This is a genomic window from Marinomonas flavescens (assembly GCF_004352835.1).
Classification (GTDB): Bacteria; Pseudomonadota; Gammaproteobacteria; order Pseudomonadales; family Marinomonadaceae; genus Marinomonas; species Marinomonas flavescens.
In genome coordinates, this window is sequence record NZ_SJSB01000002.1 from 248,642 (window position 1) to 267,265 (window position 18,624).

General features: G+C 43.9%; 20 protein-coding genes. 12 read left to right on the plus strand and 8 right to left on the minus strand.

The features are described from left to right. The first annotated feature begins 328 nt into the window (after positions 1 to 328). From E0D70_RS03265 to E0D70_RS03280, 4 genes are all read left to right on the plus strand, one after another. Positions 329 to 2,299: a sigma-54-dependent Fis family transcriptional regulator gene (locus E0D70_RS03265; protein WP_133010838.1), complete on the plus strand. Its 1,971-nt coding sequence runs from the start codon at positions 329 to 331 to the stop codon at positions 2,297 to 2,299. A 44-nt stretch (positions 2,300 to 2,343) separates the two neighbouring features. Beyond that, positions 2,344 to 2,868: a DUF7482 domain-containing protein gene (locus E0D70_RS03270; protein WP_133010839.1), complete on the plus strand. Its 525-nt coding sequence runs from the start codon at positions 2,344 to 2,346 to the stop codon at positions 2,866 to 2,868. Positions 2,869 to 3,020: 152 nt separating this feature from the next. After that, entirely contained in the window at positions 3,021 to 3,989 is a 969-nt protein-coding gene (locus E0D70_RS03275) for a TDT family transporter (RefSeq protein WP_133010840.1), read from the plus strand. A gap of 52 nt (positions 3,990 to 4,041) precedes the next feature. Continuing rightward, positions 4,042 to 4,344, plus strand: a complete 303-nt coding sequence (locus E0D70_RS03280; RefSeq protein WP_133010841.1) for a 4a-hydroxytetrahydrobiopterin dehydratase — start codon at positions 4,042 to 4,044, stop codon at positions 4,342 to 4,344. A 26-nt stretch (positions 4,345 to 4,370) separates the two neighbouring features. Here the strand turns inward: E0D70_RS03280 and E0D70_RS03285 are convergent, their stop codons facing one another. The 4 genes from E0D70_RS03285 to E0D70_RS03300 form a co-directional block, all read right to left on the minus strand. Further along, positions 4,371 to 4,856: a helix-turn-helix transcriptional regulator gene (locus E0D70_RS03285; RefSeq protein WP_165942861.1), complete on the minus strand. Its 486-nt coding sequence runs from the start codon at positions 4,854 to 4,856 to the stop codon at positions 4,371 to 4,373. Positions 4,857 to 5,091: 235 nt separating this feature from the next. Further along, the gene (gene eat / locus E0D70_RS03290) at positions 5,092 to 6,495 is read right to left on the minus strand and encodes an ethanolamine permease (RefSeq protein ID WP_133010843.1); all 1,404 of its coding nucleotides are present in this window, start codon (positions 6,493 to 6,495) and stop codon (positions 5,092 to 5,094) included. A gap of 107 nt (positions 6,496 to 6,602) precedes the next feature. Further along, positions 6,603 to 7,505: an ethanolamine ammonia-lyase subunit EutC gene (gene eutC, locus E0D70_RS03295; protein WP_133010844.1), complete on the minus strand. Its 903-nt coding sequence runs from the start codon at positions 7,503 to 7,505 to the stop codon at positions 6,603 to 6,605. Further along, positions 7,505 to 8,923: an ethanolamine ammonia-lyase subunit EutB gene (locus tag E0D70_RS03300; RefSeq protein WP_133010845.1), complete on the minus strand. Its 1,419-nt coding sequence runs from the start codon at positions 8,921 to 8,923 to the stop codon at positions 7,505 to 7,507. Before E0D70_RS03300 ends, eutC begins: the two co-directional genes overlap by 1 nt. Before the next feature lie 218 nt (positions 8,924 to 9,141). Between E0D70_RS03300 and E0D70_RS03305 the strand changes: the two genes are divergently transcribed. Next, the gene (locus E0D70_RS03305) at positions 9,142 to 10,101 is read left to right on the plus strand and encodes a helix-turn-helix domain-containing protein (protein ID WP_133010846.1); all 960 of its coding nucleotides are present in this window, start codon (positions 9,142 to 9,144) and stop codon (positions 10,099 to 10,101) included. Between the two features lie 9 nt (positions 10,102 to 10,110). Here E0D70_RS03305 and E0D70_RS03310 read toward each other — a convergent pair whose 3' ends face one another. After that, positions 10,111 to 11,043 carry a DMT family transporter gene (locus E0D70_RS03310; protein WP_133010847.1) on the minus strand — a complete coding sequence of 311 codons (933 nt, stop codon included), beginning with the start codon at positions 11,041 to 11,043 and terminating at the stop codon, positions 10,111 to 10,113. A 206-nt stretch (positions 11,044 to 11,249) separates the two neighbouring features. Between E0D70_RS03310 and E0D70_RS03315 the strand changes: the two genes are divergently transcribed. The 3 genes from E0D70_RS03315 to E0D70_RS03325 are packed head-to-tail and all read left to right on the plus strand — an operon-like array spanning position 11,250 to position 13,616. Next, positions 11,250 to 12,104: an arylamine N-acetyltransferase family protein gene (locus tag E0D70_RS03315; RefSeq protein WP_133010848.1), complete on the plus strand. Its 855-nt coding sequence runs from the start codon at positions 11,250 to 11,252 to the stop codon at positions 12,102 to 12,104. Beyond that, on the plus strand, positions 12,101 to 13,045 hold the full coding sequence (locus E0D70_RS03320) for a DMT family transporter (RefSeq protein WP_133010849.1): 945 nt from the start codon (positions 12,101 to 12,103) through the stop codon (positions 13,043 to 13,045). Before E0D70_RS03315 ends, E0D70_RS03320 begins: the two co-directional genes overlap by 4 nt. Further along, positions 13,020 to 13,616, plus strand: coding sequence for a Crp/Fnr family transcriptional regulator (locus tag E0D70_RS03325; RefSeq protein WP_133010850.1), 597 nt, complete (start codon positions 13,020 to 13,022; stop codon positions 13,614 to 13,616). The genes E0D70_RS03320 and E0D70_RS03325 overlap by 26 nt, the downstream gene beginning before the upstream one ends. A 71-nt stretch (positions 13,617 to 13,687) precedes the next feature. Here the strand turns inward: E0D70_RS03325 and E0D70_RS03330 are convergent, their stop codons facing one another. Continuing rightward, on the minus strand, positions 13,688 to 14,350 hold the full coding sequence (locus tag E0D70_RS03330) for a DsbA family oxidoreductase (RefSeq protein WP_133010851.1): 663 nt from the start codon (positions 14,348 to 14,350) through the stop codon (positions 13,688 to 13,690). A gap of 337 nt (positions 14,351 to 14,687) precedes the next feature. Between E0D70_RS03330 and E0D70_RS03335 the strand changes: the two genes are divergently transcribed. Next, positions 14,688 to 15,437 carry a sulfite exporter TauE/SafE family protein gene (locus E0D70_RS03335; RefSeq protein ID WP_133010852.1) on the plus strand — a complete coding sequence of 250 codons (750 nt, stop codon included), beginning with the start codon at positions 14,688 to 14,690 and terminating at the stop codon, positions 15,435 to 15,437. Between the two features lie 124 nt (positions 15,438 to 15,561). On the opposite strand, the gene E0D70_RS03340 is transcribed toward E0D70_RS03335, so the two are convergent. Together E0D70_RS03340 and E0D70_RS17480 are read right to left on the minus strand one after the other, a co-directional pair. Further along, positions 15,562 to 16,401 (minus strand): isopenicillin N synthase family dioxygenase, encoded by an 840-nt coding sequence (locus tag E0D70_RS03340; protein ID WP_133010853.1) that lies wholly within the window; start codon positions 16,399 to 16,401, stop codon positions 15,562 to 15,564. A 129-nt stretch (positions 16,402 to 16,530) separates the two neighbouring features. Beyond that, positions 16,531 to 16,686 carry a hypothetical protein gene (locus tag E0D70_RS17480; RefSeq protein WP_165942862.1) on the minus strand — a complete coding sequence of 52 codons (156 nt, stop codon included), beginning with the start codon at positions 16,684 to 16,686 and terminating at the stop codon, positions 16,531 to 16,533. A gap of 278 nt (positions 16,687 to 16,964) precedes the next feature. Between E0D70_RS17480 and E0D70_RS03345 the strand changes: the two genes are divergently transcribed. The 3 genes from E0D70_RS03345 (at position 16,965) to pyrR (ending at position 18,565) form a co-directional block, all read left to right on the plus strand. Next, a complete protein-coding gene (locus E0D70_RS03345) occupies positions 16,965 to 17,531 on the plus strand; it encodes a YqgE/AlgH family protein (protein ID WP_133010854.1) in 567 nt (188 codons plus the stop codon). After that, the gene (gene ruvX / locus E0D70_RS03350) at positions 17,531 to 17,992 is read left to right on the plus strand and encodes a Holliday junction resolvase RuvX (protein ID WP_133010855.1); all 462 of its coding nucleotides are present in this window, start codon (positions 17,531 to 17,533) and stop codon (positions 17,990 to 17,992) included. The genes E0D70_RS03345 and ruvX overlap by 1 nt, the downstream gene beginning before the upstream one ends. A gap of 75 nt (positions 17,993 to 18,067) precedes the next feature. Beyond that, entirely contained in the window at positions 18,068 to 18,565 is a 498-nt protein-coding gene (pyrR, locus tag E0D70_RS03355; RefSeq protein ID WP_133010856.1) for a bifunctional pyr operon transcriptional regulator/uracil phosphoribosyltransferase PyrR, read from the plus strand. Positions 18,566 to 18,624: the final 59 nt, after the last annotated feature.

The following is an 18,624-nucleotide window of genomic DNA, read 5'->3' on the forward strand; positions in this document are numbered from 1 at the left end:
GTGTTTAAGTGAACAAGTGCAGAATCGAACATCGCATCACGCTTACAGTCTTACAAATCCCATGCCAGCACCAAGAAACTAAATTGTTTTGTTTTTATCTATTTGAATTTTAAGGATTTTATTTTTTTATATGATTAGGTATTTGATTTTTTGTTATGAAATATAACTGTTCATAAGCGTTCAAAGTGTTTACAGTGGATTGAAACAATGAACACTTTATGCACATTAGATACAAAAAATATAACAACGACTCTGTGCAAAATAAAAGTGTCTGTCTAGGCAAATGGATGGCTTATTGCTGTTTCGCCTGAATACTTTGGAGCCATGAATGGAGAACAAAGAGCAGCAAGAAAAGCAGTCTCAAGTCGCTTCAGATGAGAACATCTCAAGACAGAATGATGAGCAAAAGCAGAACCATAAAGACCATATTCAGGACTCTTGGTATCGATGTGAACAGTTCGGGCTGGACCATAGTAGCCGTCCCGATTTTGCAGCGTTACCAAAAGGCACACTAAGTGATTTAGTTGATCAGCATCGAAGTTTACTCGAAACGACTGAAAATGAAGTGTTGCCTTACTACGAGAATATTTTGAGTAATTCTGCTTGTATGATTGTGTTAGCGGATTGCCAAGGGCACGTGCTTAATACTTGGGGACAACCACGTTTTGGTAGAGCGTCCGAACATGGTCTGGTCGGAGGTAACCAATGGAGTGAAATAGGCGTAGGTACGAACGCCATTGGTACTGCGCTAATTACCGGTGAAGCGATTCAAGTTGGTCGTGATGAACACTTTTTGCGAGCCAATCGTTTTATGGTTGGCTCAGCGTCACCAATTTACAATACTAAAAACGACTTGGTTGGTGTATTAGATATTTCATCGGATGCTTATCTGCCTCAAGATCATACTTTTGGTATGGTTAAACTCATGTCCTTAAGTGTAGAAAATCGCCTTATATTTTCGGCGTTTCAACAAGATCATTTCATTGTCACATTTAATACTAACGTGGTCAGTTTAGACAGTCATTGGTCGGGTATTTTAGTACTTGATGAAAGTGGCACTATAGTGTCTGCAAATCGTCGTGCAGAAGTGGTATTAGCGAGAGATTTAGGGCTGCTAAATATTAATCAGGTCTTTGATATTGAGATGCGTGAAATTCGCCATCATCCGCCCAGCTTACCTATTAAACTACGTTCATTAGGGCGTTATCAGTTTTATGTAAAAGTGATCCCTCCGGTGCAACAAATTATGCGGGTGCCTGATTTTCGTCAACGGGCAGAATATGTCGCACCTTCTAACCTACTGAAAAAAAATACTAAAGATCTCATCATGACCGAAAAGTCGACTCCTGATAATGTCATTCCCTTAGACGAATTACAGCATGGTGACGAAGATGTTGAGCGTTTGGTTCGACAAGCGCATAAGATCATGGAAAAAGATATTCCGATTTTAATTCATGGGGAAACAGGCGCAGGGAAAGAAATTTTTGTTCGCAGTTTGCATTATCATAGCTCTAGAGCCAGCAGCATGCTGGTGGCGGTAAACTGTGCGGCTATTCCGTCAGAACTGGTTGAATCTGAACTATTTGGTTATGAAAAAGGCGCCTTTACTGGCGCACAAAATAAAGGTTCTATTGGACTTATTCGACGTGCCCATCGTGGTACGTTATTTTTGGATGAAATTGGTGAAATGCCAATGGCGGTGCAATCCCGATTATTGCGAGTGCTACAAGAGCGAGTGGTGACGCCGCTGGGTTCTACAGACACTTATCCGGTGGATATTAAGCTGATATCCGCGACTAACCGCGTGCTAAAAAAAGAAGTCGACGAAGGTCGTTTTCGTCAAGATCTGTATTACAGGATTTCTGGATTGAACATAGAACTTCCTGCTTTGCGAGCTCGCAAAGACAAAGCCAAACTAATCCAATATCTGCATAACCGTTTACGCCAAGAGGAGCCGGGACCTGAGTTATCGGCAGAGATGCTAGGATTATTGGTTCAGCATCCTTGGCCGGGCAACATGCGCCAACTGATTCATGTGTTGAAAGTTGGTATGGCGATGGCTGATGAAGAGGTATTGGAGGAATGGCATTTACCAGATGACTTCTTCGATGATATTCATGAAAATAGTCCAGAAGGCTATGAATTACCCGCAACATCGGATGGAACTTATGAGTCATTAGAGACTCTGATTCCTCGCTTATTAGTTGAATATAAGGGCAACATTTCGCAAACGGCCAAAGCCGCGAATGTCAGCCGAAATACCGTGTATAAATACGCAAAATTAAAAGAAAAAGGCTAGGTTTATCTTTAGCTGAATCTACATGCTAAGGAGCATATCTGATTATGATATACAAAGTGTTAAGTGGTTTATTATTTACCTTGTTATTATCTGCCTGCGCTTATCAGGGGGGTGAGAAAGGAGGTCATCAGGAGATGGTGAGTCTTCCTTTGCTCAAAGCTTGGCATAATGGAGAGACGGTTTTCTATATTACGACGGATGTATCGGATCGTGCGCTTGCTAAAGCCGAAAATGCAAATTACGCGCCTCGTTTAGCGGATGCTGTGCCTAATTACCCTAAACCACCTAGAGTTAAAACTGTTTTAGAACGTGTTTACGCATTCCCTAATGGTGAGCAAGATCGCAATGTATTTGCGTCTGTCCCTACTCCAGTCGGCTACCAAAGTGAGAACAGTCATTATTCGCCATTGTGGCTTATGTACGTGGTGGCGTGGAAAGAGGAATCTACGGCATATGATTTGACCTCAGAAGAGGCTATTTTAGATGCAGAAGATCAAGGTTTAGTGACGATTACACGCACCAATATAGTGGTAAATTGCCCAGTAGTAACTAAGCCTAAAGGATATTAATAATTAGGCGCGCAATGGCGGAAAAAACTCTAATGTGTTGGCGTTCGATTTTTATCGCGTTTAGTTTTACCGAACAGAATATTTAGATTTTACGTCTGCATTATTTTCTTTAAGATCTATTTATTCATAAGGGCTGATGTAGGAAATAAGCTATGCTAAAAAGAACTCGTTATATACTTTCTTTTGCGCCAACACCAATGGCAGGCCTTGCTCTTGGCATTGCTAGTCTAGGTTGTAGCTGGACCTATTTAAGCTGGGTTCCTTCTTCGGTGAAATATATTACTGCCCTGATAGGGGCAATGTTATTGCTTTTATTATTGGGTAAATTTGTATTACAGCCATCACTCTTAAGTAAAGATTTAAAACATCCTGTTGTCGGCAGTGTGGTTCCAGCGTTTGCTATGGCGTTAATGATGATTACCATTTCTCTTGAGGATTTTATGCCGAAACTGGGGATTGGATTATGGCTAATTGCTATTGCACTGCATGTGTTATTTCTAGTGACGTTTATTTACCATAGGTGCAAAAGTTTTACGATAACTGACATGGTGCCAAGTTGGTTTGTGCCATCAGTGGGTATTATTGTGGCTGCAATCAGCTGCCCTTCTGCTTTTTTTCAGCCTTTTGCGGTAGGGGTTTTATGGTTTGGTATTGTTTTCTATCTGATGTTACTGCCTGTCATGATTTATCGTCTAGCATGTTGTGGGACCTTACCGGACCAGGCAAAACCAACTTTTGTTATTTTAGCGGCACCAGCGAGTATTTGTTTGGCAGGGTATCTAACGGTCATTGACGATCCTTCTAAAAGTGTCGTTGTCGCGCTACTTGTAACAGCCTTGATTAAAACGGCTGTGATTTACCGGTTTGGATTACGCCTAATGAGCCTTCCTTTTAGCCCGGGTTATGCTGCGTTTACCTTTCCTTTGGCCGTGGGCGCCACCGCACTTTTTAAAGTGCAAGAGCAGTGCATTATATGGGGAGTAAGCAATGTTCTTGTTCATTTGTTAGGCGTGCTTGCTGTCGTTGAATTGTTTATCGCGTCTTTAGTTGTGCTGTATGTCGTATTTCGATATGTCTATTACTACGCGATTACTTTACGCCGGGAGTTAGCCTTTGCTTGATGCGAAAAGTGGACTACTATTTAATGATTAGTTAGATAAATAGGGGGATGCTATGACAGTACAAAAGCTTAGTGAACTCGGTATTTCAAATGCGCTTAAATTATTGAACAGTGAGACTGTGTCTCCTTGGGTTATTAAAGACGGGAAACTCACAAAACTCTTTCAATTCAAAGACTTTCAGCATGCGTTTGGTTTTATGACGATGAGTGCTCTGTATTTCGAAAAGAAAAACCATCATCCAGAATGGTCCAATACCTATAATAAGGTCAACGTTCAATTAACCACGCATGAAGCGGGTGGTGTGTCTGAAAAAGATTTTAATTTGGCGAAGCGAATGGACCGTTTTGCTGGTTAGTTTCCTTTGTCTTTGGGGTGTCGCTGTTACCTTGCTTTAGACGAAATAGCGACAAGCCCTACTTTTAGACCGAATGGATGAAATACCTTATTTACCACCTCTGCACTGTAGTTGCCTTTGTTGTTCTCATTTTCTGATAAGGTTTTTCGAGACACTCCCACGAGCTGCGCGTAATCCTCTTGTTTTAAGCCAAGCACTCGAATGCGTAGCATTTTCAACGCTTCTCCTTGAGATAGTTCACCTTCCATCATGCGACTAATGATGTCTTGCATCGTCTGGCGTTTATCTGCCCTTTCAAGTGGTTGAGAGTTTTTGGAAGCACGGTTTTTGATAGTGTCTTCTTGTGGTAGCGACTTAGGTTGTGCTTTCTGCTCAGATAGTGCCGTTTTGCTACTTAACTCTTGCTCTGTTTTCGACGTTCGTTTTTTCGATTTTTTTGAGGTTTTGTGTTTTATCTTATGCGCTTTACTGGGATAGATACTTTCGATCTGGCCTTTCATTTTCATTTTCATGATTTTTGCCTTTAATGCGATTCCTTTAATATAAGAGAATCCAACGATAGTATTAAGCATAGACCATTATTGTTTCATATTTGTTTCAATAAATAGTTTTTATTGTGTATTAAACGTAACAAATGACAATGAAAGGCCATTTAAAGGTGTTTTGTTCGTTCACTGCGGTACAAAAAGCCTGCTCAAAGAGATGAACAGGCTTTCTAGATAGTTAAAAAATTGAGTAGCTAGAAAATTAAGGAGTTGTTAAATCAGCTTCAGCTTCAGCTAACATATTGAACTCTTCTTCAGGTGTTTTTGCGACAAGATGGTTTTTACTGTAGAAGAAGTAATAGGCTGCACCTATAGCGAATAAAACTAACGTATAGCCGAACGCTCTAGGGTCATACGCATACACACCAGACAGAGCCAGCAAAGATAAAGAAAAGGCAATTGATGAGGTAAAAATACCGCCGGGAGTTTTATATGGACGATGCATGTTTGGTTGCTTGATTCGTAGCAAAATGTGACTTAGTGCCATTAAGGCATAAGAAACGGTCGCACCCACTACGGCCATAGCTAGTATCAAGTCGCCTTCTCCTGTTAAAGAGGCAATAAATCCTAAAATACCAGGTACGATCAAAGCACGAGCAGGGACTTTACGTTTGTTCGTAACAGATAAGCTTTGAGGAATATAGCCCGCGCGCGATAAGGCAAATACTAAGCGACTATAGCCATAAATAATTGAGAAAAAAGAAGCGATTAGGCCAGCAAGCCCAAGTATATTTACAGTGGTTCCTAATGAGTTATAGCCAGCGAAATTTAATGCATCAATTAAGGGAACAGAGCTCTTTCCAATTACATCTGCACCAGCTGCACCAGCGAGTAAGAAGACGACCAATAAGGCCGTGAACAGCAAGAAGATCATAGCTCCAATAATACCTTTAGGCACATCTTTCGCAGGGTCTTTTGCTTCTTCTGCAGCTAAGGGAACACCTTCAACGGCTAAGAATAACCACATTCCAAACGGCAGAGCAGCCCATACACCATGCCAACCCATTGGTAAAAACTCTGTTGCACCAGCGGCATCGGTGACTGCAATATCAAATAAACGGCTAGTATCGAAATGCCCAACCAATGCGACTGCTGTAGCGAGAATCGCAATGACAGCCAAACTACTGATAATCATCATGACTTTTAATGCTTCACCAGCACCAGCTAAGTGGATGCCGATAAAAACAAGATAAAATGCTGCGTAGACCCAAGGGCCATTAAACCCAAGTAAGGCTTCAACCGCAGAGCCAATAAAAATCACAATAGCCGCAGGAGCAAGAGCATACTCAATAAGTACAGCTAAGCCTGTTAAGAAACCACCGGTTGGCCCCATCGCTTGACGCGCAAAACTATAACCACCTCCAGCAGCAGGAATGGCCGCAGACATTTCTGCTAATGATAAAACCAGAGTGAAATACATGACGGCCATTAGTAAAGCAGCAATAGCAAAGCCACCCCACCCAGCTTCAGCAATACCAAAGTTCCAACCTGCAAAATCGCCAGAAATAACGTATGAGACACCTAAGCCCGCTAGCAAAATCCAGCCTGCTGAGCCTCGTTTTAGTTGGCGTTTTGCCAAGTACTCTTTATCTAATTGTTCAGACATAAGTATTCCTTTATTTCAGAATGTTAAAAGTCATTTGTGATGTTCTAACGCTGTACACGTTTTTTTTAGATATTTTTGAGCATTTCGAATGCTGGGTTAACAGCGCTCTATTTGGATACGAGAAAGTTGGTTGTTTCTTTATTGTCTAATACGAGTTCGTCATCGGAGCGGTCTTTTAGTTTCACGCCTGATAGCTTCAGATTTCTGGCTTCTGTGAGTAGGTAATAGGCTTTTCTGGCCGCCTCTTGGTATTTCAAACCGGCAGGGCGAACATTCGAAATACAGTTACGATACGCGTCTGTGTAGCCCACTTTGCCATCCCACGTCAGGTAAAGCCCTAGACTGTCAGGAGAGCTTAACCCTGGACGTTCACCGACTAACACCAACACGCACTTTGCGTTTAAGCGTTGGCAGATATCATCTCCAATGGCAACGCGCCCTTGTTCTACTAAGCAAATGGGCGCTAGAGTCCAGCAGTCATCGGATGACAGTGTCTCTGCGGCGGTATTTTTCACTGGAAGTTTTTCAAACAAAGCTGTCAAAAAAGGCAAGGTATTTTGTTCTACCGCGAGAGCGGATAAGCCATCTACCACGGCAATAGCAAGGTCATAGCCCTGTGGGTTGTCTGCTCTATGAGTATCAAGTAGGTCGGCTGAGGCTGTGTCCAATAAACGGCCATAATCTGGTCGCTGCAAATAAGTTGCGCGATCTATTGCTCGGCTGTGTAAGTGCAAGGGGGCGCGGCTCGGCGACCAAGGTTGTTGCTTGAGCTGATTGTCTAGGTTGGCTAGATCGAGTGGTGTATGCACCGCATCAATGGCTTGTGCATGGGCCAGCTGAAAAGCCAGCAGATGCTTGGTTGGCACACTGATCCCTGCGCGACCGAGACCGACCCTGGCATCGGTAAAAGCGTTAAGCTTACTCCATGCATTTGTGGTGACCGCCTCCATGGGCTCATTGTGAGGATGGGTGGGGCTGAGATGAGGTTTATTATGGTCTGGCTTGTCCATCAGTGGCCTCCGATCATACGGTTGAGTGAATGATAAAAGGCATCTGGCAGTTGATGGTTGAGTGTGAATTGCTCGTTATTTTTGAATATTTCCATTTTCGCTAACCAAGCATCGAATTCTGGTGCGGGTTTTAAACCTAATGCTCGGCGGGCATAGAGTGCATCGTGAAATGAGGTCGTCTGGTAGTTCAGCATAATGTCGTCAGAGCCCGGGATACCCATGATAAAAGTGCAGCCAGCCACGCCGAGTAGTGTGAGTAAATTGTCCATGTCATTTTGGTCAGCTTCGGCGTGGTTGGTATAGCAAACGTCACACCCCATAGGTAACCCAAGCAACTTGCCACAGAAGTGGTCTTCTAAACCGGCGCGGGTGATTTCTTTGCCGTCGTATAAGTATTCAGGGCCAATAAAACCAACCACAGTATTGACCAACAGAGGGTTAAATTTACGAGCCACTGCATAGGCTCTCGCTTCACAAGTTTGTTGGTCTAAACCATGGTGAGCATTGGCGGACAAAGCACTGCCTTGGCCAGTTTCAAAGTACATAACGTTGTTGCCAACGGTGCCACGGTTCAATGACAGTGCGGCATCTTGAGCTTCTGCTAAGGTGTTGAGGTTAAAGCCAAAACTGTCATTGGTCGCTTGTGTGCCACCGATGGATTGAAACACCAAGTCCACAGGAGCGCCTTGGTCAATGCATTCTATGGTATTGGTCACATGGGTGAGTACGCAAGACTGAGTCGGGATCTCGTAGTGTTGAATGACTTCATCCATCATGCGGATCAGGCGTGAGGCTTGCTGGACATTATCGGTCGCAGGGTTAATGCCGATCACGGCGTCGCCATTGGCGTACAGCAAGCCATCCAACATACTAGCGGCAATGCCCGTTAAGTCATCAGTAGGGTGATTGGGTTGTAAACGTGTAGAGAGGTGACCGGGCAAGCCAATGGTGTTTCTAAAGGCGCTTTTCACATGGCATTTCTTGGCGACTAGGATGAGATCTTGGTTGCGCATAATCTTGCTGACAGCCGCCGCCATTTCTGGCGTTATCCCGGCACGAATGCTTTCTAACATAGCGGGTGTGGCTAAATCACTCAGTAGCCAATCACGGAATCCGCCAACGGTTAAGTGGGCAATCGGTGCAAAAGCGAGTGTGTCGTGATCGTCTATGATTAACCGCGTGACCTCATCTTCTTCATAGGGAATAAGTAGGCGCTCGAGAAACAAAGAGAGCGACACATCCGCTAAAGTCATTTGTGCAATGGCTCTTTCTTCTGCATTGTGAGCAGTCACGCCCGCGAGTCGATCCCCAGAACGAGCAGGGGTCGCTTTTGCCATTAAATCGGCAAGATCGGTAAAGCCAAAAGTGCGCTCGCCAACCATATGACGAAATTGAAAAGCAGAATGGGGACTTGTCATAAACAAACTCTCGTTGTTATTTTGTTCTGACTCAGTATTAATAGGGTCAAATAAGATGAATCAAAAAAGGTATAAATGTTGTTTATATAGAGCTTAATAAATACCACCATGAGTGGTTATCGAATATTGGCAAAAAGAACAAATCTATATTTATCAATTATTTATGAAATATTTAAATGAAAGTTTTGCGTTATTTCGTTATTCACTAGGAATAAGTTATGTTTGGTAAATGCATAAACGCACCAAATGAGAGCGTCGCTATTAATGTCAGTGAAGCTCGTGATGCCGATTTACACGCCAGTAATTTGACCAATTGGCAACAGGAATACGATCAAACAAGCCGAGGTCGTTTTTATGGCAGCATTGTTGAATTGCCATTTGAAGGGTTGCAGGTATTTCGTGAACATACGAATCAGGCGTTGCAACAAAAGTGTGTTGTTTGGCCAGATTCTGTGTGGTTAGGCATTCCCTTGGCGGATCAAGCTGAGGGTCGTATCAATGGGTTAGCCATTCAACACAATACTATTATGTGCCGTCCTGGCGACTGTCACTTTGAGTTGACTACGCCACAAGATTACAACTTATATGGTTTGGTCGTGGACCATCAAGCTTTGATGAAAGTGGCTAATATCCACGGTGTGAATTTGAATTGGCAAGAGCTAACAGAGCACGGCCGACTAGGTGTACCAGATAAAACCTTGGGAGAAGTACGTTTTTTATTAGCGCGGCTTTTATCGAACCAGAACGCAGGGGCCGCGGTTCGATTGCAACATGATATTGTGATGATGGCTTTATTAGAGGTGCTCAAAGTGGAAACGCCTCAGCCAGTGAAAACACAGAGTTATGTGCACCGGAAAAGCGTAGTGGATTGTGCCCGACATTTTTTGGATCATCATTTAGATATGCCGGTAACTGTCACTCAATTATGTGAAATAGCCAACGTCAGTCGTCGTACATTGCAGTACAGTTTTGAAAGTATTCTGGGCATGAGTCCGATTCAGTATTTGCGAATCAGCCGATTGAATGGTGTGCGTCGAGAGTTGATTAATGCCGATCATACGCAGTCCGTGAGCGACATCGCAGTACGTTGGGGGTTTTGGCACCTGAGTCAGTTTGCGAAAGACTATCGTCGGCTTTTTGATGAGCGCCCATCGGATACTTTGGAGTGGCGTGTATGACAAGGTAAGTTAAACACAAACTTCTTTTGTAAAAATCCTATCACCTACCTCAGCGACTATCATTCCGCTCATAATCCCTGCGGCGCCTAATAATCCCATAGGGCCAAGTTGTTCATCGAGAACCAGCCATGCGGTTAAGCACGCAAAAATAGGTTCTAAGGTAAACACCAAGGCGACTTTATAATCAGGCAATAATTTTTGTCCGGCGGATTGAGCCCAATAAGCGAAGGCGGTACCAAACAGTCCTGCAAACACAATAGCACCCAGCACAATGGGTGTGAAAAGGCTTTGTTGCCAGGTTAATGGTGCATTACCCGCTAAATAAAAAGCCGGTTCGGAGGAATACACCGCGCTGATTGTACTGTATATCGCAACGGCAAAAAGCTGAACTATGGTTAAGGGAATCACCGGTAAGTGGTTCACAAATTTGCCGGTTAATAAAATATGAATCGCAAAAGCAAACGCGCAGACAAGGACGAGAGAATCACCTTGGTTAAAGGCCAGTTTGTCGCCTACCGTGAGAAAATAGAGGCCAAGTGTGGCCAGCATCACCCCGATCCAAACGGATACACTCGCCTTGGCACGAAACAACAAAAAGCCGAGTACCGGCACCAATGGGGTACCCAAACCAGTAATAAATCCGGCGTTTGAAACACTGGTATGTCTTAGCCCTTCCGTTTGGGCATAAAAGGCAATAAATAGCAGAATCCCTAGTACTGCGCCTTTGTAGAGCAGTGGGCGAAGCTGGCTTTTATGGAGTGTTTCTTTGGAGAACCAAAGCAGTGGCAGTAAGGCGCATCCGGCGAGGGCAAAGCGGATGGCGTTGTAGGTATTGACGGGGATGATCTCCATCGCCATATCAATTAAGGTGAACTCAGAGCCCCAAATGAAGCTAACCAGCGCCAAAATTATAAGCGCACTGCGGTGAGATCGAATGACCATTTTTACCTCGTCTTTTTTTTGCTGGTGTCTTTCCTTAGTCCCACTCTCAAGCAACAAGAACGAGTAACGGCATGACCATAATGGATGGGCGAATAAACAGCTATACCTACTAGGGAATAGTGTTGTGGAATTAACCTAGGTTAATTCCATCGGTGTTTTTTTTCGTTAATCTTGGCATTAATAAGATCGCCATAGAGGACATCGGCATGACAAAGCTAGTACCAGCATTGCAAGATTATCTAACTGATTTAGGGCTGACGCCACCTAATGTACTTTCTTTAGAGTTTGTTCAGCAGCTACAGGGCCGCCATGTAGCACGTCACAGTTTTAACAGCCTGTCGGTGGTACTTGGGGACGCATTGCCCCTTGATATTGCTTCGCTTAGCCATAAATTTGTCAATCGAGAGTTAGGCGGTTATTGCTTTGAACACAATAAGCTCACTTTTGAGCTGCTCAAGGCGCTGGGCTATGAGGTTCAGCTAGTATTGGCAAGAGTGCTTAATAACCGTGATATCAGTGCTCCGAGAACCCATAGAGTGACTTTGTTAACACTCGATGGCATGCGCTATTTGATCGACACTGGCTTTGGTGGCCATGGGCCTATTGCCCCCTTGCAGCTGACGCCTAATTTGCGTCAAACGGCAGGGCAAGATCGCTACCAAATAGCGACCTATGAGACGGCTTATGGAATGCGTGAATACGCGTTACAGATTGAACAAGAGCAGGCTCTGTTTACGCTCTATTGTTTTGATCTGGCGTCTTACAGCGATGCAGATTGTGAATTAGGTCATTTTTATTCACATAAGCACGCCAGCGCTGTGTTTGTGAATAACTTAATGGCGAGTTTAAAAACACCACAAAGAACCGTTTTCTTGCAAAATGAGCGGCTGAAAATAACCACTCAGGGAGACATGCAAATGCAACGGATCGACTCCGCGGAAACGCTGCAGCGTGTGTTGGCTGAGGTGTTTTCGATTGCCCTTGAATTTGTGGTAGCAGAGCACCTTTTTGATCGTTTTATTAGCCCAAAATTGGCCGCAGAAAATAGGCTAGAGTCATGAGTGGCCTTTTTACCTTGCTGCTCTGGGCTTGGTTAATGGCGTCGTCTTTTGTGGTGTCTGGCAATATGGCAGCGTACGCAAGCCCGTTAGCGACGTCTGTCTTTCGTTTTCTGTTGGCGTTGGCTGTGATGAGCTTGGCGTTGTGGGTGAGCTGGCGTCGCGGTAAGCTGACGCGGCTTGAGCAGTGTCGACAGCTGTTCCAATCTTGGCAGAGAGTGCGTCAGTATTTGTTTATCAGTGGCACGCTGGTGGGCTTTTTTGTGGGGCTGTTTGTGGCGCTGCAATCCACCACGCCTTTGCATACCTCGGTACTCTATACCTTGATTCCTTTGATGGGAGTACTGATTGCAAAAGTGTGGTTAAAAGAAAGTGCATCATGGTTACGAGTGCTGGGGTTTGTCTTGGGAACAATAGGCGCCATGAGCGTCTTGTTCGCGACCCAGCAAGGAACAAGTCTTCAATGGTATGCAGGAGATTCTATTTTTCTGGGGGCTTGTGTGTTGTTGGCGCTGCATGTGGTGTCGGTGCAAAAATGGGGGCGCTCTCTGGGAGCGTTACCGGGTGCCTTTATGATTATGTTATTTGGGTCAATATGGCTTTTACCGGTGGCGTTACTATGGGGAGATCTTGGCCATGTAATGTGGTCGAGTCGTGGTTTTTGGGTGAATGCCTTGTACCTGACGTTCTTTACGACCTTGCTGACTTTTGTGTTACAACAACGCTTGGTGGTGCAGGTTGGCGCGAGCCGTTTGTTGGCGATTTCTTATACGATTCCAGTCTGGGTAGCTTGCTATACGGCGATCTCACAGTCACGCTTGGCCTCGCTATTAAATGCGGGTTTTCTAATGGGAGTCTTGCTGCTATTGCTCGCACTGGCTTTAATTGACGAAAGAATCAAACAGAGAAGTAGTCTTGATGGATCGAGTTCAGCTGCAAAATGATGTGTTTTCTTACTTTAATCGCTTAGGGGATGAGATCGATTGGCGGGCACTGACCACGCCAATCGAAGTGCATTTAATTGCGAAGACGCAGTATTTATTTCGGCAAGGGGAGTGCGTTGATCGATGGTATTTTTTGCACTCAGGATTAGTGCGCTATGTTAGCGTGTCTGATGAGGGAAAAGAGTTTACCCAGACCCTTGTAAAAGGGCCAAAAATCATCGGATCGACGCGATCTATGGTCACGACGTCTCCTGTGTTGTTTGGTATACAGGCGCTGGAAGACAGCGTCATTACGTCTTACAACTGGGCGGAATTTTACCAACAAATGCGCCATGACAAAGTCTTTTTAGAATGCTATTTGCTTTTCTTAGAAACCATTTTCATTGCCAAAGAAGAGCGAGAAAGTACTTTTGTGAAGGATTCAGCCGAGCGGCGCTATTTGGATTTTTGTGTCGCCTATCCAGAGCTAAAAGATCAAATTCCGCAGCAGTATATCGCCTCCTATATCGGCATTACTCCTGTGGCGTTAAGTCGTATTCGCCAGAAATTGAAACTAGGACATCGCCCTTAGCTTTCTTCTATTCTGAAATAAAAAATACGCCCCTTTGATTACGAGATCAGCGGGGCGTGGGTATTAAATCGTTAAGCTGAACCAGCTTTCTCTTTTTCCATGATATCTTCGAGTGATTTTTTAAATACCTCGGCAGGCTGGCCACCAGAGATCGCATATTTGTTATTGATGATCACTGTTGGAACTGAGGTAATGCCATTTTGCTGCCAAAAAGCTTCTTTCTGGCGTACTTCTTCTGCAAACTGACCACTTTCTAAAATGCCTTTAGCGGCCTTTGGATCTAACCCCACGGCCGCAGCAAGGCTCGCTAGCACATCATGATTGCTAACATTTTGGCCATGAGTGAAGTGTGCTTTGAAGAGCGCTTGTTTCAGTGCGGCTTGTTTCTCTTCATGCTCTGCCCAATATAATAAGCGGTGGGCATCAAATGAGTTCCACATACGACTTTCTGGTTTAAAGGCAAAGTCAAAGCCGACTTCTTGACCACGTTCTTTGATTGTCTGACGGTTTTGGTCAGATTGCTCTTTAGAAATGCCGTATTTCTGTTGAATATGCTCATTAAAATCTTGCCCTTCTTGAGGCATGTCTGGGTTAAGCTCAAAGGGTTGAAAGGTGATTTTGGCAGAGACTTTATCGTCTAGCTGTGCCAACGCTTCATTAAGATTACCTAAGCCAACAACACACCATGGGCACATGATGTCAGAGACAAACTGTATATCGATTTGATCTTTCATAATTGTTCTCAATAAAATTTAAAATAAAATATAAGTATTAAGAATAAGGTGGGGGCAGTAATAAGAAATTAAAATAGAAAGCATAGCTTTATGACAGTTGTTGCTGATGATTTACACAATTCTTTGTGCTTAACATCGACGTCTGATTGGTTAAAAAGATCACGTCATCGTGTTTTTTATTTGCTCATAATCATTGCTATCTACATGTTATAAGTAAAAAATATTTAGTAATGCGGATTATAAAGTGACTTATTTTAACCTTTTTAAAATGTTTGTGATTTAATGCGTACTAATCAATTATTTTTAGCCGTAACATTTGTCAGTTGAGCGTGTTTCTATGCATGATATTTCAATATTGCTTCTCTTCGTTTTCATAGTAGGGAGTTACATTCAGAGTATAACGGGCTTTGCCTTTGGCTTGATTGTGATGTGTGGCGCAGGGTTGTTTTCTTTAGCATCGCTAGAAGTTGCTGCTTTTTCGGTTAGTGCATTAAGTATGGTGAATGCGGCCATTGGCTTATATGGTGGTGTGTGGAAACAGGTCAATGTGAAGAACTTAATTATGTACTTCATTGCTTGTACACCCATGATTGCGATCGGAGTGTATCTGCTGAGTTACTTCGGTAATAATGCGTTGCATTGGTTGCAGCTACTGCTTGGCGTCACTATTATTTTTGCATGTTTGATGAGCTTAATGAAACCCAAAAAGGACGCAGAACCCTCACGACCTTGGGTGTATTTTATATTTGGTGGTATTTCTGGCATCTTTGGCGGTTTGTTCGCAACATCAGGGCCGCCAATCTCTTATTTAATGTATCGTCAGCCTATTGCACTTAGTGTGATTCGCGCCACCTTATTAAGTGTTTTCTTTATTTCCTGCTTATTACGCATTGTTATTATGGGTGTGGGTGGGCAAATCACGTTACCGATGATTTGGATCAGTGTCATTGGCTTTCCGTGTGTTTTTATTACCGCGCTATTAGCGAAGCGTTACCCGCCGAATATTTCTCCTCAAGTAATTAAACGTATCGCTTTGGTGTTATTGCTCTTATCTGGCGTGAGTTTATCTGTCAAAGCGCTGTTATAGGTGTTTTATCAAGACTAGTCTGATTGGGTCGGAGTTAACAAGAAAGGCGCGCTAAATGGTATTTAGCGCGCCTTTTCTTTACTAGTAGAGCTAACGGACGCCGCCGATAGGTGCGGCGTAACAGTTAAATAACGCCGAGCTCAACCAATCGCTCATGCAGGTAGGTTTTGGCGGTGTGGCGTTCAGATAGCACAACTTCCGGTTTTGGATGCAAGAAGAGTGGTAATGAAATGCGCGACTTGGTTTTATCCGCTCCTTCTGGGTTGATCACACGGTGTGAGGTAGACGGAAAGTAGCCTCCAGAAGCCTCTTGTAGCATATCGCCAATGTTCACCACCAAGGTGCCAAAGTCACAAGGGACATCCATCCAGCTGCCATCTTTCGCTTGTACCTGAAGGCCGGGTTCATTGGCAGAAGGCAGTACCGTCAACAAGTTAATGTCTTCGTGCGCGCCAGCGCGGATAGCGCCAAGTTCTTCATCGCCTTTTAATGGCGGGTAATGCAGCACGCGAAGGAGTGTCTGGTCGCTGTTAGCCACCATGCTCGAAAGCGACTGAGAGTAGTGCTGAGCAATGTCGGCCGGCGTGTGCTTTTCAACCCACGCTAAGAGCTCAGCGGCTAAGCTGTTGGCTTCTGCGTAATACTGAGCGAGTAAGGCTTTTTTGTCTTCTGGACACTGACCCCAAGGGTAATAATGAAAGTATTCCTTGATGTCTTTTTTGGTGTGGCCTTTTGCCGTCTCAGACACATCTGGTGGAAAGTAGCCATCTTGAGTGCCTTTGTTGTAGCGGTAGTCGTACTTTTCTTCGCTATCAAAAAAGGTCTGCCACTCTTGGTAAATGGCGCTAACTAAGGATTTTTGGATGGGATGATTCTTCAAAACGCCAAAACCGGTGTCGTGAAGGGATTTAACAAAATCTTCTTGTGCCGTGGCGCTGGTGTAATCTATGGCTTCTAATTTCATGGTGTTTTCCTGTTGGCCAAAGGCCATGTCGTTGTCCCCGCGGTTAGGCGAGAAAAGGCAATATGACAAGTACGACAACGGCGAGCGTTGTTACCTGTTAATAATGGAATCATGCGACAAAGCAGGGCGTTAAGAAGACCAGCCACTGTGAAAAAAGAGGCGTAAGTCGATGGACTCAGCAAGATAATGACGTTGCCAATCTGCTAAATCTATCGCGGTCGCGCAGCCAAATGCAGCGACGTGCGTCGGTGTATTCAACCTAGTAAGCGATGATTTAAAAGACATTTTACTTGTGCCTCGGATCGGTAAGCGGTATTTGTATATAAGCGCTTTTTATAAAAGAGTGTTTATATGCTGACTTCAGTTTACCGCCTGATTAATGCATTTTGAAGTGAAATCGAGATAAATAACGTGTTCTGGATGGGTAATTTTAAAGCTTGTCCTATACTGTAACTGTCGGCCATATATCTTTAGCCGAGACGCTCTATGTACATTAGCCTTATTCTGAGGCGTTTTAATGACGTGAATTCACTGCGTATTCATAATAAAGAGGGCAAATTAGTATGACATCATTTTTCGATTCTTTTAAAAATCACTTTCTAATTTCAATGCCACATCTTGACGATCCACACTTCGAACATACTGTGGTTTATCTTTGCGAACATAATGTAGAAGGGGCGATGGGTATTATCATTAATCGTCCATCCAATATTGATTTTACTGAGTTAGCGGATCATCTAGGCATGCAAATCGCCTGTCCTAGTCTTACCTCCGAACCTATTTACAATGGTGGCCCTCTGGAAGCAGAGCGTGGTTTTATTTTACATACCGCCGATAAATCGTGGAGTAATACGCTGAAAATCACCGATGAAATATCATTGTCAGCGTCGTTAGAAACCTTAGAGCGAATCTCTGAAGGCAATGGTCCAGAGGCGTTTCGTATCACACTCGGGTGCGCTGGTTGGGATGCTGGACAATTAGAAACTGAAATTGCGAATAATGATTGGCTGGTATGCGAGGCCGATTTAGACGTATTATTCAATACACCAAGTGACATGCAATTTACCGCCGCGACTAAAGTGTTGGGAATTGACATGGCAAGACTTTCACCGGACATAGGACATGCTTAATGACAGCAACACCGTCACCAAGTAATAACCAGAAGCCCAATACCGTTAATACGGTATTGGGCTTTGATTTTGGTACCACTCGAATGGGGGTTGCCATTGGGCAATCTATCACTGGCAGCGCAACGCCTCTGGCTCCATTAAAAGCCAAAGAAGGCATTCCCAATTGGGATGAGATCACTAAGCTCGTGGATGAATGGCTTCCAGATGCCTTTGTTGTTGGCTTGCCATTGGACATGGATGGCTCAGAAAATGAAATGTGCCAGCGTGCTCGTAAATTTGCCAAACGACTTCATGGACGTTTTAACCGTCCTTACCATATGATGGATGAGCGCTTGTCTTCTTATGAAGCAAAAGGCCAAGTGATTGCGCGTGGTGGTAATCGCAATTTTAAAGAAAACTCAGTTGATGGGTTGGCAGCGCAAATGATTTTAGAAACTTGGTTCATGGAATTGTCAGAATAGCGACCACGTATCGGCAAGCAAACAGAAATTTTCATCATTAATCGCCTGTTGATATCAATATATAGTGGAGTAGAAATGAAGTTAGATTTAGAACAGTCTCTTGCGTCGATGAAGGCACAATTAACCCGCTACTGTGAACAAAAGGGCATAGAAAACCCGATTGTTGTAGGTATTCATACTGGTGGTGTTTGGGTTGCTAAAGAATTGATGTCAGCCGTTGAGACAGATGAACCTTTGGCGACGCTCGATATTACTTTTTATCGTGATGATTTTACCCGCGCTGGCTTAAATCCTAAAGTAAACCAAACCTCGCTTCCTGCCATTGAAGACCGTCATGTTATCTTGGTGGATGATGTGTTGATGTCAGGCCGAACAATTCGAGCAGCGATGAATGAGATTTTCGACTTTGGCCGACCTGCTAGTATCAGCTTGGCGATTCTTTACGATTTAGGTCAACATGAGCTGCCAATTCAAGCGGATGTGATCGGTGAGCAGTTAAACCTTAATCCTGACCAAAGAGTTAAGCTATCTGGGCCTTCACCCCTTACAGTTTCTGTGATTGAAGCGCATTAATATGTCTATCGTGCTTTATTTTTCAGTCTACAAATACGACAATTAGCAACTGGATAAAG

What these genes read in the sequence shown, in the direction of transcription:
- E0D70_RS03265 (WP_133010838.1), top strand. Translation starts at nt 329, where the DNA reads ATGGAGAACAAAGAGCAGCAAGAAAAGCAGTCTCAAGTCGCTTCAGAT.
- E0D70_RS03270 (WP_133010839.1), top strand. Translation starts at nt 2,344, where the DNA reads ATGATATACAAAGTGTTAAGTGGTTTATTATTTACCTTGTTATTATCT.
- E0D70_RS03275 (WP_133010840.1), top strand. Translation starts at nt 3,021, where the DNA reads ATGCTAAAAAGAACTCGTTATATACTTTCTTTTGCGCCAACACCAATG.
- E0D70_RS03280 (WP_133010841.1), top strand. Translation starts at nt 4,042, where the DNA reads ATGACAGTACAAAAGCTTAGTGAACTCGGTATTTCAAATGCGCTTAAA.
- E0D70_RS03285 (WP_165942861.1), bottom strand. Translation starts at nt 4,856, where the DNA reads ATGAAAATGAAAATGAAAGGCCAGATCGAAAGTATCTATCCCAGTAAA.
- eat (WP_133010843.1), bottom strand. Translation starts at nt 6,495, where the DNA reads ATGTCTGAACAATTAGATAAAGAGTACTTGGCAAAACGCCAACTAAAA.
- eutC (WP_133010844.1), bottom strand. Translation starts at nt 7,505, where the DNA reads ATGGACAAGCCAGACCATAATAAACCTCATCTCAGCCCCACCCATCCT.
- E0D70_RS03300 (WP_133010845.1), bottom strand. Translation starts at nt 8,923, where the DNA reads ATGACAAGTCCCCATTCTGCTTTTCAATTTCGTCATATGGTTGGCGAG.
- E0D70_RS03305 (WP_133010846.1), top strand. Translation starts at nt 9,142, where the DNA reads ATGTTTGGTAAATGCATAAACGCACCAAATGAGAGCGTCGCTATTAAT.
- E0D70_RS03310 (WP_133010847.1), bottom strand. Translation starts at nt 11,043, where the DNA reads ATGGTCATTCGATCTCACCGCAGTGCGCTTATAATTTTGGCGCTGGTT.
- E0D70_RS03315 (WP_133010848.1), top strand. Translation starts at nt 11,250, where the DNA reads ATGACAAAGCTAGTACCAGCATTGCAAGATTATCTAACTGATTTAGGG.
- E0D70_RS03320 (WP_133010849.1), top strand. Translation starts at nt 12,101, where the DNA reads ATGAGTGGCCTTTTTACCTTGCTGCTCTGGGCTTGGTTAATGGCGTCG.
- E0D70_RS03325 (WP_133010850.1), top strand. Translation starts at nt 13,020, where the DNA reads ATGGATCGAGTTCAGCTGCAAAATGATGTGTTTTCTTACTTTAATCGC.
- E0D70_RS03330 (WP_133010851.1), bottom strand. Translation starts at nt 14,350, where the DNA reads ATGAAAGATCAAATCGATATACAGTTTGTCTCTGACATCATGTGCCCA.
- E0D70_RS03335 (WP_133010852.1), top strand. Translation starts at nt 14,688, where the DNA reads ATGCATGATATTTCAATATTGCTTCTCTTCGTTTTCATAGTAGGGAGT.
- E0D70_RS03340 (WP_133010853.1), bottom strand. Translation starts at nt 16,401, where the DNA reads ATGAAATTAGAAGCCATAGATTACACCAGCGCCACGGCACAAGAAGAT.
- E0D70_RS17480 (WP_165942862.1), bottom strand. Translation starts at nt 16,686, where the DNA reads ATGTCTTTTAAATCATCGCTTACTAGGTTGAATACACCGACGCACGTC.
- E0D70_RS03345 (WP_133010854.1), top strand. Translation starts at nt 16,965, where the DNA reads ATGACATCATTTTTCGATTCTTTTAAAAATCACTTTCTAATTTCAATG.
- ruvX (WP_133010855.1), top strand. Translation starts at nt 17,531, where the DNA reads ATGACAGCAACACCGTCACCAAGTAATAACCAGAAGCCCAATACCGTT.
- pyrR (WP_133010856.1), top strand. Translation starts at nt 18,068, where the DNA reads ATGAAGTTAGATTTAGAACAGTCTCTTGCGTCGATGAAGGCACAATTA.